The 16244-nt window shown below is 65.4% G+C and carries 17 protein-coding genes; 6 read left to right on the top strand and 11 right to left on the bottom strand.

The window, feature by feature from the left end:
- Positions 1-144: 144 nt before the first annotated feature.
- Positions 145-1542, top strand: coding sequence for a purine-cytosine permease family protein (locus tag ACOI2T_RS18155; RefSeq protein ID WP_409506066.1), 1398 nt, complete (start codon positions 145-147; stop codon positions 1540-1542).
- A gap of 3 nt (positions 1543-1545) precedes the next feature.
- Here the strand turns inward: ACOI2T_RS18155 and ACOI2T_RS18150 are convergent, their stop codons facing one another.
- The 7 genes from ACOI2T_RS18150 to ACOI2T_RS18120 all read right to left on the bottom strand — a co-directional run bounded on the left by ACOI2T_RS18150 (position 1546) and on the right by ACOI2T_RS18120 (position 6447).
- Positions 1546-2241, bottom strand: coding sequence for a class I SAM-dependent methyltransferase (locus ACOI2T_RS18150; protein ID WP_234790768.1), 696 nt, complete (start codon positions 2239-2241; stop codon positions 1546-1548).
- 26 nt (positions 2242-2267) lie between these two features.
- Entirely contained in the window at positions 2268-3119 is an 852-nt protein-coding gene (locus ACOI2T_RS18145; RefSeq protein WP_409506065.1) for an alpha/beta fold hydrolase, read from the bottom strand.
- An 84-nt stretch (positions 3120-3203) separates the two neighbouring features.
- Complete coding sequence (locus ACOI2T_RS18140) at positions 3204-3662, bottom strand: GNAT family N-acetyltransferase (protein WP_409506064.1); 459 nt, start codon at positions 3660-3662, stop codon at positions 3204-3206.
- An 86-nt stretch (positions 3663-3748) separates the two neighbouring features.
- Positions 3749-4072, bottom strand: coding sequence for a hypothetical protein (locus ACOI2T_RS18135; RefSeq protein ID WP_067845723.1), 324 nt, complete (start codon positions 4070-4072; stop codon positions 3749-3751).
- A gap of 159 nt (positions 4073-4231) precedes the next feature.
- The gene (locus ACOI2T_RS18130; protein ID WP_409506063.1) at positions 4232-4750 is read right to left on the bottom strand and encodes a hypothetical protein; all 519 of its coding nucleotides are present in this window, start codon (positions 4748-4750) and stop codon (positions 4232-4234) included.
- 26 nt (positions 4751-4776) lie between these two features.
- On the bottom strand, positions 4777-6099 hold the full coding sequence (locus ACOI2T_RS18125; protein WP_409506062.1) for a WXG100 family type VII secretion target: 1323 nt from the start codon (positions 6097-6099) through the stop codon (positions 4777-4779).
- Positions 6100-6129: 30 nt separating this feature from the next.
- On the bottom strand, positions 6130-6447 hold the full coding sequence (locus ACOI2T_RS18120) for a hypothetical protein (RefSeq protein ID WP_409506061.1): 318 nt from the start codon (positions 6445-6447) through the stop codon (positions 6130-6132).
- 156 nt (positions 6448-6603) lie between these two features.
- Here ACOI2T_RS18120 and ACOI2T_RS18115 point away from each other — a divergent pair, with 156 nt between their 5' ends.
- From ACOI2T_RS18115 to ACOI2T_RS18105, 3 genes are all read left to right on the top strand, one after another.
- A complete protein-coding gene (locus ACOI2T_RS18115; RefSeq protein ID WP_409506060.1) occupies positions 6604-7383 on the top strand; it encodes a hypothetical protein in 780 nt (259 codons plus the stop codon).
- Positions 7384-7614: 231 nt separating this feature from the next.
- The gene (locus ACOI2T_RS18110) at positions 7615-8448 is read left to right on the top strand and encodes an ESX-1 system-associated protein (RefSeq protein WP_409506059.1); all 834 of its coding nucleotides are present in this window, start codon (positions 7615-7617) and stop codon (positions 8446-8448) included.
- A gap of 255 nt (positions 8449-8703) precedes the next feature.
- Entirely contained in the window at positions 8704-9633 is a 930-nt protein-coding gene (locus tag ACOI2T_RS18105) for an alpha/beta fold hydrolase (RefSeq protein WP_421877186.1), read from the top strand.
- Positions 9634-9636: 3 nt separating this feature from the next.
- Here the strand turns inward: ACOI2T_RS18105 and ACOI2T_RS18100 are convergent, their stop codons facing one another.
- Both ACOI2T_RS18100 and ACOI2T_RS18095 read right to left on the bottom strand, forming a co-directional pair.
- Positions 9637-10689, bottom strand: a complete 1053-nt coding sequence (locus ACOI2T_RS18100; RefSeq protein ID WP_409506057.1) for a tartrate dehydrogenase — start codon at positions 10687-10689, stop codon at positions 9637-9639.
- Complete coding sequence (locus ACOI2T_RS18095) at positions 10689-12293, bottom strand: SLC13 family permease (RefSeq protein ID WP_409506056.1); 1605 nt, start codon at positions 12291-12293, stop codon at positions 10689-10691. Before ACOI2T_RS18095 ends, ACOI2T_RS18100 begins: the two co-directional genes overlap by 1 nt.
- Before the next feature lie 168 nt (positions 12294-12461).
- Here ACOI2T_RS18095 and ACOI2T_RS18090 point away from each other — a divergent pair, with 168 nt between their 5' ends.
- Positions 12462-12797 (top strand): DUF6766 family protein, encoded by a 336-nt coding sequence (locus tag ACOI2T_RS18090; RefSeq protein ID WP_067845749.1) that lies wholly within the window; start codon positions 12462-12464, stop codon positions 12795-12797.
- 41 nt (positions 12798-12838) lie between these two features.
- Here ACOI2T_RS18090 and ACOI2T_RS18085 read toward each other — a convergent pair whose 3' ends face one another.
- Positions 12839-13765 carry an acyl-ACP desaturase gene (locus ACOI2T_RS18085; protein WP_409506055.1) on the bottom strand — a complete coding sequence of 309 codons (927 nt, stop codon included), beginning with the start codon at positions 13763-13765 and terminating at the stop codon, positions 12839-12841.
- A gap of 206 nt (positions 13766-13971) precedes the next feature.
- On the opposite strand from ACOI2T_RS18085, the gene ACOI2T_RS18080 reads away from it, so the two are divergent.
- Positions 13972-14796, top strand: coding sequence for a DUF1206 domain-containing protein (locus tag ACOI2T_RS18080; RefSeq protein WP_409506054.1), 825 nt, complete (start codon positions 13972-13974; stop codon positions 14794-14796).
- Here ACOI2T_RS18080 and ACOI2T_RS18075 read toward each other — a convergent pair.
- Positions 14781-16238 (bottom strand): FAD-binding oxidoreductase, encoded by a 1458-nt coding sequence (locus tag ACOI2T_RS18075; RefSeq protein ID WP_409506053.1) that lies wholly within the window; start codon positions 16236-16238, stop codon positions 14781-14783. The genes ACOI2T_RS18080 and ACOI2T_RS18075 overlap by 16 nt on opposite strands.
- Positions 16239-16244 lie beyond the last annotated feature (6 nt).

The following is a 16244-nucleotide window of genomic DNA, read 5'->3' as shown; positions in this document are numbered from 1 at the left end:
GGCCTTCTCATGGCCCCAGCCACGTCCCCTCCGATCGTTAGCTCATCTTGATGTTTCTCGATTATGGACCGACGGGCCATGACAGGGCCAATCCACGGTGAGGTGAGCGACCGGTGGTCATCTCGGCCGTGATCGAATACCTCCATGTCTTTGGGATCCAGTGCGCTGAACGCGTCCACCTTCAGCGGGCGCAGGCCGTCCGGGGCCGGCGATCTGACCGTCGAGACCCATGGCATCGCACCCGTCGGCGCCGATGACCGCTACGGGCACCCGGCCCGGTTGTTCACCGTCTGGTTCGCCCCGCAGGTCAACATGACCGGCGTCTTTACCGGGACGCTGGCGATCGCGCTCGGTCTCGGATTCTGGCTGGGGCTGCTGGCCATGGTGATCGGGACGGTGCTGGGTTCGCTGGTGGTCGCGTATCTGTCGACGTGGGGACCGCGCACCGGAGCAGGACAGCTTCCCAACTCCCGCATGGCATTCGGTGGGTTCGTCGTGGTGCCGGGGATTCTGCAATGGGGTTCGTCGATTGCCTGGGACGCGCTGGTCGGGCTCTTCGGCGGGGAGGCCCTCGCCACGCTGCTGGGCATCCCGTTCTGGATCGCAGTTCTCGTCGTGCTCGCAGTCCAGGGCGTGGTGGGCTTCTTCGGCTACGAGTTGATCCACCGGCTGCAGGCGGTGCTGACGGTCATCCTGTTCGTCACCTTCGTGGTATTCGCGGCCAAGCTCGTCAGTGGGCACGACATCGTCGCCCCGGCAACGGTGCACGGCGCCGACCTCGTGGGGGCCTTCGTCTTCGAGGTCACGATCGCGCTCAGCCTGGCGATCTCGTGGGCGAGCTATGCCGCCGATTTCAGCCGCTACCTGCCGGCGAACTCGCCGCGGGTACAGGTGTTCGGGTACACCTTCGCCGGAATCGCGTTGGCTTACACGTTCGTTCAGGGCATCGGGATCGCGGCGGCCGCAGCTATCGGCGAACACACGGCAGCCGGGGTGCAAGCGGTCATGGGCGGTGGCCTGCTCGGGGGGCTCGCGTTACTGGTGATCGCGCTGGCCGCGATCGGCTCGGGCGTGATGAACGACTACAGCGGGTCACTAGCGTTGCAGACCATCGGTATTCGGGTTCGGCGTCCGGTGTCGGCCGTGATCGTGACGGTGCTCGCGTTCTTCCTGATCCTGTGGTTGCATGCGGCCGACACCGCCACTCGCTTCACCGATGTGCTGCTGCTGGTGAGCTACTGGATCCCGGCGTTCGTCGCGGTTGTCGTCGTCGACTGGGCGCTCCGTATCGGGGGCCGCGCCACCATCGACCCGGCCACCGAACCCACCGGGCGGCGCGACGCGGTCGCGGCGCTCATCGCGTTCGTGCTGGCCTATCTGATCGCCATGCCGTTCATGAACACCACGCTGATCCAAGGCCCGGTGGCCGTCGCGTGGCATGGCGCCGACATCGCCTACTTCGTCAATTTCGTTGCCGCACTTGTTCTCTACGGTGGCTACCGCTGGCTGGCCCGACCAAGGAGTCGTCAACCACAGCCGTGAGCCTCAGCACCGCGGAACCGCCCGGATCGCGAGAAATCCGGTGGGCTGTGTCGAAAGGCGTTGATACGTCTCTGGATCAAGCTCGCCGGCGCGCCGTGTCGGTCGTGGTTCGCGCAACTGCTCGATGAGGAAGCCGGCCTGCCGCAGTTCCTCGCAGGTCTGCTCGAGCGGCGACAGCCAGTACCGCACCTGCCAGCCCTTGCTCCATGTCTCTTCGATGACCCTGGGCTCGAAGTAGTTGCCGCCGTGCCGCAGCCAGTCGCCGGTGGGATGCTGCCGCGACAATACGAGCGCGCCGCCGGGCCGCAGCACCCGGTGAAACTCCCGCAACGCGGCGGGCCGGTCGTCGAGATACTCGAGCGCGAGTGCGAACAGCACGAGATCGACGGACCGATCGGGCAGCCAGTCGAGCGGTGCGCTCAGATCATGCACCCGGAAGTCACCGTCGGGAACCCGCTGCCCGGCCAATTCGACCATGCGCGGGCTGATGTCGAGACCGATCACGCGCGCACCCCGCGACACCAGTTCCTCGGCGTAGAGACCGGGGCCGCACGCGGCGTCCAGGACGGTACGGCCGTCGACGTCACCGAGCAGGGCCAGACAGGCCGGTCGGTCATAGTGGGCGTTGTAGAGTCCGTCGCGCGCGTGGTCGAGGAACTCGTCGGCGAATACGTCGTATTGAGGCTGGGGTCCTACCATCTCGGGCACCTGCCCAGTGTGCACTCTCAGATCGGGTGCGCCGCAAACCACTCCACGAGGAGGTCTGCGATGGCGTCGGACTCCTCTTCGGGCAACCAGTGCGATGCGCCGTGCAGCGTCTCGAATCGGTATGGCCCGGCGACGTATTTCGCGGTGTCATGGGCAGGCTTGGCGGTCACCGCGATGTCGTGGTCACTCCACACGTACAGTGTCGGGACCGTGATCTTCTGCCGCGCGCCACGGGGATCGGTCAGGGACAGCGGCATGGCCCGGTACCAGTTGAGGGCGGCGGTCAGCGCACCAGGCTCCGTCATCGCGCGCGTGTCGCGCATGGCGACTTCGCGGGACTGTCCGCTGCGCCGCAGCGATTTTCGCAACGGCTCACCGCGGCCATCGCGTCCCAGCATCATTCGCTCGGGCAGTCGCGGCAACTGGTTGAGATACATGTACCAGGACGCCAGGCCCTGCCGGCTTGTCGGCATCGAGCGAAGGAAGGCAAGCGGGTGGGGCACCGACAGGGCCGAAAGCGACGCGAGCCGGGCCGGTGCCTGCGCCGCGACACCCCACGCGACCGCCGCGCCCCAATCATGCCCGACCAGATGAACGCGGTCTGCGCCGCCGGCGTCGATGAGTGCGAGCACGTCCCGGACAAGTTCGGTCATTCGGTAGTCCCGCCGCCGCGTCGGGCGCGCACCCGGTGAGTAGCCGCGCTGATTGGGCGCCAGGCAGCGGTAACCCGCTGCGGTCAACCGCGCGATGATGGCGTCCCAACTGCTGTTCTGCTGTGGAAAACCATGCAGCAGTACGACTACCGGGCCATCGGCCGGTCCCGCGTCGATCAGCTCGAACACCAGCTCACCGCGGCGATACTGCTCCATGTACGGCCCCTTCACTCGCGAAGACATCTCGACGATGTGTCGGCAGCGTACCGCCGGGTTCGGCGCGTGGACGGACGTCGCGGTTCAGTCGAGGTCTTTTGTGAAGTACACGCGGGAAAAGCCGTCTCTGATGGCTCGATCGACTTCGAGGTAACCGAGGTGCGGATAGAGGGTGAGATTCTCGGTCATGGCGGCATTCGTGTAGAGCCGCACCTGCGCGTAGCCGAGGCGTCTGGCTCGGCATTCGGCGTGTTCCAGCAGTCGACGCCCGTATCCCCGTCCTTGTGCGGCGGCGGCGAGTGCGACCGTCTCGATCAGCAAGTGATCGTTGCGGTCCTCGGCCACCAGGACGCCGATGATGTCGGCATTCTCGATGAGTACGGTGACGTGTTGATTCGCGACCACCGTTCGGTAGTCGGCCACCATCGGCGCCGGTTCGCGGCCGATGCGGGCGGTGTAGCGGCTGAATGCCTCGTCGATCACGCGTTCGATCGCCGCGACATCGGCGAGGGTCGCCGTGCGCAGAACGGCGTCGTCTGGCATGGCGCCCAAACCTACCCGACCGGCGTCGGCCTCCCGCGAGGAAACGGGTGGGGGCGGCTCGTTGCCGCCCCCACACCCACGCTCGATTACAGCGGAATCCAGGTGCCCAGGAACCAGAAGCCCCATCCGCGCCCGTCGGCGGCGGGCATGGGCGTCACCTGATGGCCGTTCCAGTTGAACGGCTGGTGGTCGGCGCGCCCTTGGTCGATTCCCCGGTGATTCCAGTCGACCGGTGCGGGGCCGCGGTCATTGCGATTGTCATTGTGCTGGTTGCCGCATTGCTGGTTGCCGGGTCGGTTGCAGTCCGGCCCGGGTTCTGCGCTTGCCGTTTGCAGGCCGAGGCCGAGCAATCCGGCAAGGCCGATTCCGGCGGCCAGCGTTGACACACCCATCGTGCGTTTGAAAGTCATTGCTCCACTCCGTTTCTGTCCATGCGGCGATCCAGCCACACGTGGAATGAAGTTATGGAGGCGCGATGGGTTTGCCCTGTGTCGGTCATGTGCCCTGGCTGTGCAACCGGTAACGGTTCGAAAACGTCTGCTGTCAGCGTGATCGAGGATTCGGCGCGATCAGTCCTTCGCCGGGTCGGATGTGCAGGTGGCAAGGAACGTTTTGCCGTCCTGGGCCGCCACGTCCGCGGCGGTGAGCCAGCCGATGTCCTGGAACCAATAGGCGTCGGTACCGTGCTGTGTGGAGCCGGTGACGACTTGCGTGAGATCGGACGTCGAGCCCCAACCATCGCGGCTCGCCGAGATCACCATCCGCAACGAGCGTGCGCTGCGCCAGTCGAAGCCGTCCGGAAGTGGTTCGGATATCTCTAGCCCCGGATACGGGCCGCCGAGGGTGAGGTGCTCAACGTGGGCTCCCTCGTTTGTGGGTGAGGTGAGCACCAGGTCGGCACGGTCGGCTTGATCGGGATTGAAGGTGAGTGCCAGCCGCGTCACACCCGCGCACGGCGAGCCCGTCCAGATCCGGAGCTGACCGTCGGTGACGCGGGCGCCGAAGGCCGGCTGCAGCGAGGGAGCGAATTGCGCGCTCGGGCTCCAGTCGTCGTTGCCGCCGCAGGCGGTCACGGCCGCGGCGACCACCAACGCTGCAACGGATGCGCGGCCGATCAGTTGTAACCCCCGTCCGATAGCCCGGCGTCTTCCTCGAGGCCCCGGCTGTCAGTGAGGAGTCTCCACCCCATGCCGAGGTGCTCGTGTTCAGCCCACTGCTGCGAATGCCGCTCCTCGTGGTGCAAAAGCCTATCCAAGTCGAGCGACCCCTCGTACGGCTTGCCGTTGTCGTCGGTGTACCAGGCGCGTCCGGATTCGACGATGTCTTCGAGCTGGGCAGCCGGATCCGCCGGGTCGTCGATGTTGACCATGAACGTGTCGCCCCACGCGGTGCCGCCTTTCGCGCTGTACAGGTCCTGGAGTTCGTTCCCGCCGAGTCCCATCATCATGCCGTTGGGTGTCGTGACCAGACGCCCGCCGTTGCCGTGGACGAATCCGACATCGTCGTTATAACTCCAGCTGTTGTCTTCCTGACGGTCGATGATCCGCTGAACTTCATCGGCCGAGTACGGCGTCTCGGCGAAGTCGTTCTTGACTCCCGGCCTTCGGCCTGCGTCTCCGTAATCGGTTCCCGCGTTGAGGATGTAGGTCATCAAGACCGCTTTGCGTGCGTCGTCGCCGCTGATGTCGTCGGGAAGCAGGAAGAACGACTTGCCGTCCGTGTCCTTGATTTCCTTCATGCCGTCGAAGATCTCGAAGTCCTCGGGTGTGATGCCGTGTCGCCGGGCGATCTCGACGAGTACCTCGGGTGCGATGCCCTGGCGTTCGGCATTCGCCAACCACTGCGCGTAATAGCCGGTCGGAGGCGGTCCTGTGAGCAGACCCGCTTCGCGCAGCAGTCGTTCGTATTCCGCCGAGTTGGGCTCTCTGGTGGAGTTGAGCTTGACCGAAAGACCCTGTTTGTCACGATTGATCTGATCGGCAACCGCCTGATCGGAGTTCCACCACTTGGTCGCGGCCGACTGGATTGCGGTGGCCCGGTTCTCGGCGTCTTCCTTCTTCTTCGGATCCGGGGGATCGGTCGCGGGGTAGGTGACGCTCAGGTCGTCGTTGACGGTGAATCCGGCCGCTTCGGCCGAGGAGATTTTCGAGCGGACATCGTTGAGGTTGGGGATGACGGGGTCGTTCATCAAGTTGGTCGCGGCGTCGGCCATCGCGTCGATGGCCTGCCGCAGGTTGTCGATGGCCTGACGGTCGTTGGCGGCCATCGAGATCGCCGCGGTCGCCGTGGCTCCGGACCAGCTCTGACCGCCGGGGTTGCGGATGTTGCTCTGGTACGTTTCGGCGGCGGCGACGAGATCAGCCGCCGATTGCTTCCAGGATCGCGCCATACCGAGCACGGTCTCGGGCCTGGCAGCGTCGATCTGTTTGCGTGTCACCACCGCGCCGACTCCTTATCGCTAGAACGTTCAGTCCGGTGGGAGCAGGCTTCCGGTGCGGATGATGACCCACCCGCGATTGTCATCGGCATCCCGGAAGAGGGTTCGGGCTTGATCCACCAAGTAGCCGACTTCGGTGAACCGATCGGCCACCGTGCCCTGCAATTCGCGAATGGTCTGCGTACTGACCGGCCTGGCCGCCACCAGAGATGGCATGTCGACGGCGGGGTCCGGCGTCGACGTCATCGAGGGAATCTCGCTGGTCCGCTTGAGTGAACCGCCAAGGCGGTTGAGGTCGACCGACAGCCGGCCCAACGCGGCCAACTCAAGTTCCAACGGATCTGCCACTGTGCCCCCCGCATGCACCGACCACGTCTGTCGAAACCACCGTAACAAGCAAATGGCGTCAACGGAATCGTAAACCGTTGTGGCAATACAGAAGCGATCGCACCGGCGCTATGGTGATCGACGAAAAGGGGGCCGCTACACGTGTTTGGATCGCACATGCGTCCGGTGGGGGAGATCGAGCTGTCTGACCTCGCCGCGCTCGGCCGTCTCGCCGGTCACGAGAGCCTGCCCTACCCGTTCGCGCACACCCGAACACCGGACCGCGGCAGTGAACGCCGTGATTCGGTCGAAGACAGCCTCGCGAACGGTGACCTCGCCCAGTTCCGTGAATGGACCGACGCATACGTCGCGGCCGACATCTGGTTGACCGGCCGGGTACATCACCGTGATGCAAGCATTGCCGACGGCCGCATCCTCGGCTTCCGAGGCCGCGACACCGGCTATCTCGCCCGTCAGCGCTCCGACGATGTCGTCGAGATTTTCGCAGTGCCCGCCGAGGACCTGGGCGCCGAGGGCGCGGGATTGGTCGGCCTCCCCGCCCCGGGGGCGCATCCACGGATCGTCGTGCCCGGCTACGTCGGATACTTCGACGGGCCGGCCGATGCCGCAGTCGCCGGAGACGACAGTGAGGGTGTGGGGTCTGTGCTCACCGCCGTCAAGCGACCGCCCGCGCCCGATCACCACACGATCGCCGACGACGAAGTCGCCGCCATCGCGATCATCCAGTCGCGCTGCCAACCGGCACGCGAGTGGGGCGTCGACTGGACCAAACCCCTCGTCGCGTGTCTGCACATCGAGGGCGACGGCAGCTACGTCTATGCGCCGGACTTCAGCCACGCCGTCCCGGTCGCTGAGTCGGACCTCGCCGGCCGGGTCGATCGGCTGATCTCCGCTGACATCGCGCTTCTGGCGCACCTGCGCGGCACCGACTTCTGAATAGCATTGACTCCCAGCTCGATTCACTTGCCTCGACGGGCGACACCCCGACGCGGTGCTGTGAAAACCGGTGTTTGCCAGTCGATCACATGTCCCCGATGACGGGTGATGTCGAGTGCCATGGTGAGCTAACGACGAGATAGCGCCGCAACGTTGCTATCCCGCAACGGCAGTTGCACGTCACCGCTCATTGTTGTACCAATCATCAGGGCACTTGGGGGAAGGACGACTATGAGTAGCTTCGCGCCCGACGTAACTCCTGGGCGCTGGTTGACTGCCGCCGAAGTCGCACGCGCGTCGAATCTGAGGGAAGACCTCGTCGAGCGCTTCCTGCCGGCGATGGAGCCGCCTAAGGCGCTCTACAGCGGTGACCTCGTCTCCATCGCGCGATTCGTCAAGCAGCTCACCGACCTCGGCACCCCGGCCGCGGCCATCGAGGTGGCCGTCGCGGAACTTCGCGCCCGACCTGACGCCGCGTTCAAGGTCGCGCTCGGAAGTGGCAGGCATCGCGCGTCTTTCGACGCAGGCAAGCGCCGCATCTGGATGTCGGTCGGCGCGACCGTGATCGCCGCGGTGCTCGTCGGCGCCATCGCGACCACGTTCTTCGGGACAGACGACACGGAGTCGACGACAGCAGCCCCCGTCACCGAGACCAAACCGGTTCCCGCAGCGCCAGTTGCGCCGACTGTCATGCATTTCGCCGCGATTCCGGCGAAGGCTGATCCGGTGTGCGGCCAATGGGAGCGGGCGTCCGCCGCATACGGAGCCAAACTGCAGGCCTGGGTCAAGACCGATCCGCGCGTGCCCGCGACACGTTGGTCGCCAAAACAGCGGTCGGTCACCATGGCGGTCATCCCGGTCATGCGCGAGGAGGCGGCAGGCCTGCGGCAGTTGGCCGACAAGGCCCGCGATCCGCTACTCGCCGACCTGTTGCGCGGCCAGGCGATGTACGAAAGTGCATACGCGGATCGGCTGCCGCATTTCCAACCGGGTGACCACGCGCTCTGGAAGGCCGCGAGTTCGTTGAGTGGTTCGGTGAAAGCAATTTGCTCTGCGGTGAAATGAGCAAATCGTTCGACGCGCGGAGGTAGGCGTTCGAGCGTTTGAAGCGCCCGGTTCGGGGTATTCGCCTGCAACATGCAGAAGCGAGGCCCGATGAACGAGGTGGTGTCTGACCGAGCCAGTCGCAGAGTGCGCCTGGCCCACCATGTGATTGAGCTTTCCGATGGGCACAGGGTTGGTATCTCGGTCGGTGGCAGGGGGATTCCGATGGTGTTCCTGCACGGCTTGGGGTTGAGTCGGAGGTCGTATCTACGCCTTTTGAGCCGGGTCGCGGATCTGGGCTTTCGGGTGGTGGCGATCGATGCCGCAGGCCATGGCGAGACCGAGGACTTACCTTGCGCCGCAGATGAGTTCACCGATCGAACAGAACTGGTGCTTCGAGCGCTGGACAGTCTGGGCATCGACCGGGCGATCTTCGCGGGCCATTCGATGGGCGGCCGCATGACGATTCAACTCGCCGCCGTCGCACCCGATCGGGTGCTCGCGGCGATCCTGTTCAATCCTGCCGCGGGCTCGGCGTTCGATGCGGCTATCTCATCGGTCCTGCATTCGCCGAGGCAGATGCTGCGCGCCGTGGCCGGCGCCGCGTATGACATGTACCGCGATCCTTTCGCGATGAAAGTCGGTGCGATCGCCAGGTATCTACGGATGGCCAGGGCGGTCACCATGGGACACGCACTGGCACCGACGGGCTTCACCGGTGCGGCGCGATCGCTGCTGCGGTCGGGTGCTTGCACCACGCTCCTGCACACACTGCGCGATCGCGCGATCCCGACGATCGTGTTGCACGGTGAGGACGACGCGATCGTGCCGTTCGAAAATGCCTGCGACATCGCCGAAGACGCGAACGCCACGTTGTATCGGGTCCGCGGAGCGTGCCACTCCTGGCTGATTGCCAAACCCGCTCACGGTGCCGACGCGGTGCGGCAGCTACTCGATGGTGCGCTCGGGGAGGCACTTCGCGACCTCGCACCGACGCTCGGCATCGAGGATTGGCGCGATGTGCGCGCATGGGACGAGGTGCTGATCAAACCCGATGCGCGAGTGCGCGAGATGTGTGGCCGGCGAGTCGTTCTCGGATACCTCGAACGCGAGCGAGTCGAGATGAACCTTGTGCGTCGCGCCGTCCTGCAAGACGTTCTTGCCGCATCTGCTCCACGCCTGCTCGGCCATGCCCGTCCGGCCTGAGCGTCACGGCAGCGCGGCGATGAGGGCGTCGGTGACCTCGGTGGTGGACGCGTGGCCGCCGAGGTCCGCAGTCCTGGTGTCCGCGTTGGCCAAGGTGGCCTCCATTGCCACCAGGACGTCATCTGCCGCCGACGTGTGGCCGAGGTGTTCGAGCATCATGGCCGCCGACCAGACCGCGCCGACCGGGTTGGCGATGCCCTTGCCCGCGATGTCGGGGGCCGAGCCGTGTACCGGTTCGAACATCGACGGATAGTGCTTCGTGGGGTCGAGGTTGGCAGACGGCGCGATGCCGATCGACCCGGCCACGGCGGCCGCGAGGTCAGACAGGATGTCCCCGAAGAGGTTTGACCCGACCACGACGTCGAACCGCTCGGGTTGCAGGACGAATTTCGCGGCCAGGGCATCGATGTGTTCGCTGTCGACGCGGACGTCGGGATGGAGGGCGGCACGCTCGGCGACCACCTCGTCCCAGAACGGCAGGGTATGAACGATGCCGTTGGACTTGGTGGCCGACGTGACGTACCCGCGCCGGGTCTTGGCCAATTCCAGTGCGTAGTCGGCGATGCGGCTCACCCCTGCCCGGGTGAACACGGATTCCTGCACAGCCATTTCCTCGGGGAAGCCTCGGTTGAGCCGGCCACCGATTTCGCTGTACTCACCTTCGACGTTCTCGCGCACCACGACGAAATCGACGTCGGTGGCGTTGCGCAGGGGACTGCTCACACCGGTGAACACCCGGATGGGCCGCAGGTTGACGTACTGGCGAAAGGCGCGGCGGATGGGGATCAGCAGGCCCCACAGCGATACGTGGTCGGGCACACCGGGCCAGCCCACCGCGCCGAGCAGAATCGCGTCGAAGTCCCGCAAGGTGTCGATCGCGTCGGCTGGCATCATCGCGCCGGTCCGCTCGTAGCGCTGGCAGGACCAGTCGAATTCGGTGAACTCGAGATCTGTTGAGTGACGGGCGGATACGGCGTCCAACACGGCTCGGGCGGACTCGATGACCTCCCCGCCGATCCCGTCGCCGGGGATGACCGCGATTCGTTGTCGGGCCATCAGCTGCCGAGACCGATCAGGGCAATCATCAGAGGTAGGAACACGATGATGAGGATAGCGCCGGCGATGTCGAACGTGACGCCCGAGCGGATCATCGTCGTGATCGGTACGGCCCCGGAACCGTAGGCGATCGCGTTCTGCGGCGTCGAGACCGGCAGCATGAAGCCGAACGACGCGGCGAACGTGGCGGCGAGCGCGGGAACGAACGGGTTGACGCCAGCGGCGACCGCCACCGGGATCACGATCGGCACGACGACGGCCGCCGAGGCGGTGTTGCTCGTCGTCTCCGAGACCACGATCGCCAGCAGCACGGCGAAGATGGTGATCGCGATGATGCTCGACAGCCCGAGGGCATCGGCGACCGATGTGCCGATCGTCTCCGCGAGACCGGTGTCGGCGAGCAGGGAGCCGAAGATGATGCCGGTGCCGAAGAGAACGATTGTGCCCCAGTCGATTGCGGCGGCATCGCGCCACCGCAACGTGAATTCGCGGCTCTGCCAATCGGTCGGCAGCAGGAACAGCAGCGCGGCGCCGAACACCGCGACGGTGCCCTCGTCCAGACGTTCACTGATCGTGCCGTAGATGTCAGAGTCATTTCCGAAGATCAACGCGATCACGCCGGGGAAGATCCACAACGTCACGGTGACCGCGAACGCGATCAGCGTGTTCTTCTCCGCGCGAGAGAAGCGGCCCATTTCCTCGCGTTCCCGTGCGACATACTCGTCGACACCGTCGATGTGTTTGATCTCCGGCTTGTTGAGTTTGATCAGCACCAAGGCGAGCACCAGGAACATCAAGAGGCAGATCGGTGCGGCCATCAACGACCATTGGGCGAAGCTGATGCGCTCACCGGTGGCCTCCTCGATGAGGCCGCGGCCGATGAGGTTCGGTGGGCTGCCCACCGGCGTCAGCAGACCACCGACGCTCGCCGCATAGGCGAGCATCAGCATGATCGCGGCGCCGACCTTGAGTCGGAGCGGATCGAAGTCGGGTTCGACCTTGCCCTGCTTCTGGAGCAGTTTTGCGATGACACCCAGGATGCCCAGCGCGGTGGGCAACAACATGGCCACGGTCGCGGTGTTGGACACGAATGCCGACAGCAGGCAGGTGATCGCCCCGAACGCGATGATGACGCCGGTGGTGGAACTGCCGGCGCGGGGGAGCGCGAGGATCCGGAACGCGAACCGGCGTGCGAGACCGTGTTTGAGCATCGCCTGAGCCAGGATGAACGCACCGATGAACGTGAAGATGGTGGACGAACCGAACGGGCCGAGCACGTCGTCGACCGGGGCCACGCCGAGGAAGACGACCACGGCCACACCGAGCAAGCCGCCGATCGGGATCGGCACCGCTTCGGTCACCCACAGCACGATCACGCCGAGCAGGACGCCGGCAAGTGTCTGTTGTTGAGGCGGAATGTTCAGCGGGAGAAGCAGAAACACGATCGTCACGACGGGTGCGAGGAACAGACCGATCGTGCGCCGCGCCTTCTCGAACCGCTCTTCGGCCGGTGTCAGTCTCTGCTCACCTAGGCTGCGATAGGTCGCACTGCCGAGCAGTGCCTTGTCGACATCGGTTCTGGTAACCGGTTCTTTCGTGGTCATGACGCCCCCTGCCCGCAAGTAGAGACACGCGGTGTGGTCCGGGTCACATCGCGTGCACTCGGGATTCCCGTACGTACGTGGATCTAATCCTCGGATCGGGCGCGTTGCTCAGCGGAGCGTCTGAGCGTCGAAGTGTTTCGAGTGCTCGCAGGGGGTACTTCTCCCGATGTGTCGCACATCAGACGGTGGGGAGCGGTATACCTTCTCCTCATCCTTTTCGCCGGCTCGTGGATCGGGCAGTTCTTCACGCAGATGGCCGAATACACCAGCACGCAGCAAGCCCATGGCCAGCCGTTCGAATGGTCCGGTTACTGGCCGGAGTTCTTCGCCAGCACCTTCGAGAACTGGCAGAGCGAGTGGCTGCAGCTCGTGTTCCAAGCCATCCTGCTGCTTGGCGCCAAACACTGGATCTTCCGGGTGGACGCCGAGGACCTGGAACGCATCGAGGCCAAGATCGACGAGCTCAAGGACGCGGCGGGGCTACCCACCCCGCCCCCCAGGTGACGGGAGAGCGAAAACCCCTGTACGGGGCGGCGATTCGCCCGTCACGCCCGCGCGGCGGCCACAGCGTCCCGTTCGATACGGCGCTGCTCGTAGTAGGACGCCTTCGCGTCGACCAGCTCGAGGAACTGGCCCAATTGGTCTCGTGCCCGGGCGCCCTCGCCGGTGAAGTCCTCACGTTCGAAGATCTTCCAGAACCGCAGCACCGGCCGCAGCACGTCGTCCAGATGCGATCGGAGATCGTAGATTCCGGCTTTGGCGATGGTGAGTGCGTTCTCGGCGAAACCTGGCATGGTGTTGCCCGGCATCTGAAAGTTGATCACCTCGTTCGCAACGGCCTCCATGGTCGCGTTCGGTGCGACGTCGAGCGCGGCCGCGACGAGATTTCGATAGAAGACCATGTGCAGGTTCTCATCGGCCGCGATGCGGGTCAGCATCTGCTCGGCGATCGGGCATCCGGCCGCCCGGCCGGTGTTGCGATGGCTGATCCGGGTGGCCAGCTCCTGGAACGAAACGTAGGCCAGCGCCTGGAGAACAGTCTTGTTGCCTGAGTCGTAGCCGGCGACCGTGTGTTGCATCCGAAGACGCTCAAGGGCATCCGGATCGACACCGCGCGTGACGACAAGGTAATCGCGAATAGCGATGCTGTGGCGCCCTTCTTCGGCAGTCCACTGGCCGACCCACTGGCCCCACGGTCCATCAAGGCCGAACCGGACGGCGATCTCGCGGTGATAGGAGGGCAAGTTGTCCTCGGTCAGGAGATTGACGACCAGCGCGGCCTTCGCTACTTCGTCGAGCTGTGAATCCTCGGGCGTCCAATCCTCGCCGCCCAGCAGCGCGAAGTCACGGCCACGGCTCCACGGCACATAGTCGTGCGGATTCCACGGTTTCGCCTGTCCCAGGTGCCGGTTGAGGTTGGCCTCGACCACCGGCTCCAACTCCGTCAACACCGCGTCTTGAATCGTGACCATTTTCGTTCTCCCCGTAGTCAGAAGCCCTACTTACGTCACCGTAGGTTACGGTAGCGTAGGTTTCCCGTCGGGTCGAGACCCGAAACCACATTTCTTTCGAGCGACTTGCCACCGCCGGCCCTGACCCTCGGCGTTTCATCCCCGTCAATAACTGGGTATACCGAGCCATCGCCCCGCACGATCACCTAGCCGCAGGAGGATGGACGATGAGCATGAGCGCGAGGCCGGTTCACGGCGCGTTCGACAGAGCAACGGACAGCAGCGCTTTCGAGTACACGGCGCGCGCCGGATTCGCCGCGAGCGGAGTTCTGCATCTACTGGTCGCCTACATCATTCTGCGCATCGCGTTCGGTTCGGGCGGCAACGCCGACCAGTCGGGTGCACTCGCGGCTCTGGCCAACCAGACCGGCGGGGCTGTCATGTTGTGGGTGACGGCAGTCGGTCTGCTCGCGTTGGGTCTGTGGCGGGTCGCCGAAGCCGTGATCGGATCGAAGCCCGGCGAGAGCCGCGGCCCGGGGCAGGATGACAACCCGGCATGGAAGCGCGCCAAGGCGATCGGACTCGCGATCGTCAACTTCGCGATCGCATTCTCCGCGGCCCGCTTCGCGACCGGGAGCGGCCAGTCCAGCGGTCAGCAGAACTCGGGGATCTCGGCACAGCTGATGCAGTCCGGCTGGGGCAAGTTCGTGCTGATCGTCGCCGGGCTCGCGGTGGCCGTGGTCGGCGGCTACCACGTCTACAAAGGTGTCTCGAAGAAGTTCCTGAAGGACCTCCGCGTCTCGGGAGGCACCGGGATCACGGCAGTCGGCATCACCGGCTACGCGGCCAAGGGGGCGGTACTGGCCGGCGCCGGCCTGCTCGTGATCGTGGCGACGCTGCAGGCCGATCCGGCCAAGGCCTCGGGTTTGGATGCCGCCGTCAAGACGCTGGGCCAGGCACCGTTCGGCAAGTTTCTCCTCGTCGTCGCCGCGGTCGGCATCGCCGCGTTCGGCGTGTACAGCTTCGTGCGCAGCCGCTACGGGCGGATGTAGTCCGTAGCGGGCAGAACTTTGCCGGGGTTCATCAGCCCGCGCGGATCCAACAACGTCTTGATGTCGTGCATGAGGCCCAGTTCGCAGCTGTCCTTGTAGTCGGCGACGATGCCGGCCTTGGCCTGTCCGAGCCCGTGTTCGGCGCTGATGCTGCCGTTGAAGGTCGATATCTGGTCGTAGATGACACCGGCGAGGTCGGCTGCCCGCGCACGGAAGACGTCGTCATCGGATCCCGGCGGCTTGCTGAGGTTGTAGTGCAGATTGCCGTCGCCGACGTGTCCGTAGGTCACGATCCGAATGCCGGGGACAATCTTGTCGAGTGCTGCATCGGTGCGCGCGACGAACTCGGGGATACCGCTGACCGGCACCGTGACGTCGTGTTTGAGGCTTGGCCCCTCGTGATTCTGAGCCTCCGAAATTCCTTCTCGCAGTGCCCACAGCGCAGCGGACTGAGCCGCCGATGACGCGACCACGGCTTCGGCGACCAGATCATGCTGCACCGCGCGTTCCAAAGCGAGTTCGAACACCTCATCGAGCCCGGCATCCGGCAGCGCGTCGCTCAACTCCACCAACGCAAACCACGAATACTGCCCGTCGACCGGGTTCCGTACGCCCGGTGAATGGCGCACGACAAATTCCACGCTCTGGCGCGACATCAGCTCGAAGCCGGTCAACCGGTCTCCGGCGACATCGCGGAACACGCCGATCAGGTCGACCGCGGCCTGCGTCGTGTGCATCGCGATCCATGCTGTCGCGCGGCTTCGCACCGCGGGAAACAGCTTGAGCACCGCGGCCGTGATGATGCCGAGCGTGCCTTCGGCGCCGATGAAGAACTGCTTGAGGTCGTAGCCCGTATTGTCCTTGCGAAGCCCGCGCAATCCGTTCCAGATGCGACCGTCGGCGAGTACCACTTCGAGCCCGAGGGTGACATCGCGCATCGTGCCGTAACGCAGCACCGCGGTTCCGCCCGCATTTGTCGCGAGGTTGCCACCGATCGTGCAACTTCCTTGTGCGCCAAGGGAAAGCGGGAACAGCTTGCCGACCCCCGCGGCGGCCTCCTGCACCGACTGCAGGATCGTGCCTGCGTCGACGGTGATGGTCTGGTTCGCGACGTCGATATCGCGAATGCGGCGCATGCGAGTCAGCGACACAACCAGTTGACGTCCGGAGGAGTCCGGGACGGCCCCGCCGCACATCCCGGTGTTGCCGCCTTGTGGAACAACCGCGACGCCTGCCTGGTGGCACAGCCGCACGACTTCGGCGACCTCCGCGGTGTCAGCCGGCCGCACGACGGCCATCGCATGGCCCGCATAGGCACGCCGCCAATCGGTCAGGTAGCCGGCCATCTCGGCGGGGTCGGTGATGATTCCGGCGGGCCCGACCACGTCGCACAAGCGTCCGACAAGCTCAAGGGTTGCGACGTCGGCGCGCGAATCGGTCACGACCCG

This window comes from Mycolicibacterium wolinskyi str. Jessa 2025, assembly GCF_049241375.1.
Taxonomy (GTDB): domain Bacteria; phylum Actinomycetota; class Actinomycetes; order Mycobacteriales; family Mycobacteriaceae; genus Mycobacterium; species Mycobacterium wolinskyi.
Note: the sequence above shows the minus strand (reverse complement) of the source record. Positions and strands in the feature narration are given on the sequence as shown.

What these genes read in the sequence shown, in the direction of transcription:
- ACOI2T_RS18155 (WP_409506066.1), top strand. Translation starts at nt 145, where the DNA reads ATGTCTTTGGGATCCAGTGCGCTGAACGCGTCCACCTTCAGCGGGCGC.
- ACOI2T_RS18150 (WP_234790768.1), bottom strand. Translation starts at nt 2,241, where the DNA reads ATGGTAGGACCCCAGCCTCAATACGACGTATTCGCCGACGAGTTCCTC.
- ACOI2T_RS18145 (WP_409506065.1), bottom strand. Translation starts at nt 3,119, where the DNA reads ATGGAGCAGTATCGCCGCGGTGAGCTGGTGTTCGAGCTGATCGACGCG.
- ACOI2T_RS18140 (WP_409506064.1), bottom strand. Translation starts at nt 3,662, where the DNA reads ATGCCAGACGACGCCGTTCTGCGCACGGCGACCCTCGCCGATGTCGCG.
- ACOI2T_RS18135 (WP_067845723.1), bottom strand. Translation starts at nt 4,072, where the DNA reads ATGACTTTCAAACGCACGATGGGTGTGTCAACGCTGGCCGCCGGAATC.
- ACOI2T_RS18115 (WP_409506060.1), top strand. Translation starts at nt 6,604, where the DNA reads ATGCGTCCGGTGGGGGAGATCGAGCTGTCTGACCTCGCCGCGCTCGGC.
- ACOI2T_RS18110 (WP_409506059.1), top strand. Translation starts at nt 7,615, where the DNA reads ATGAGTAGCTTCGCGCCCGACGTAACTCCTGGGCGCTGGTTGACTGCC.
- ACOI2T_RS18100 (WP_409506057.1), bottom strand. Translation starts at nt 10,689, where the DNA reads ATGGCCCGACAACGAATCGCGGTCATCCCCGGCGACGGGATCGGCGGG.
- ACOI2T_RS18095 (WP_409506056.1), bottom strand. Translation starts at nt 12,293, where the DNA reads ATGACCACGAAAGAACCGGTTACCAGAACCGATGTCGACAAGGCACTG.
- ACOI2T_RS18085 (WP_409506055.1), bottom strand. Translation starts at nt 13,765, where the DNA reads ATGGTCACGATTCAAGACGCGGTGTTGACGGAGTTGGAGCCGGTGGTC.
- ACOI2T_RS18080 (WP_409506054.1), top strand. Translation starts at nt 13,972, where the DNA reads ATGAGCATGAGCGCGAGGCCGGTTCACGGCGCGTTCGACAGAGCAACG.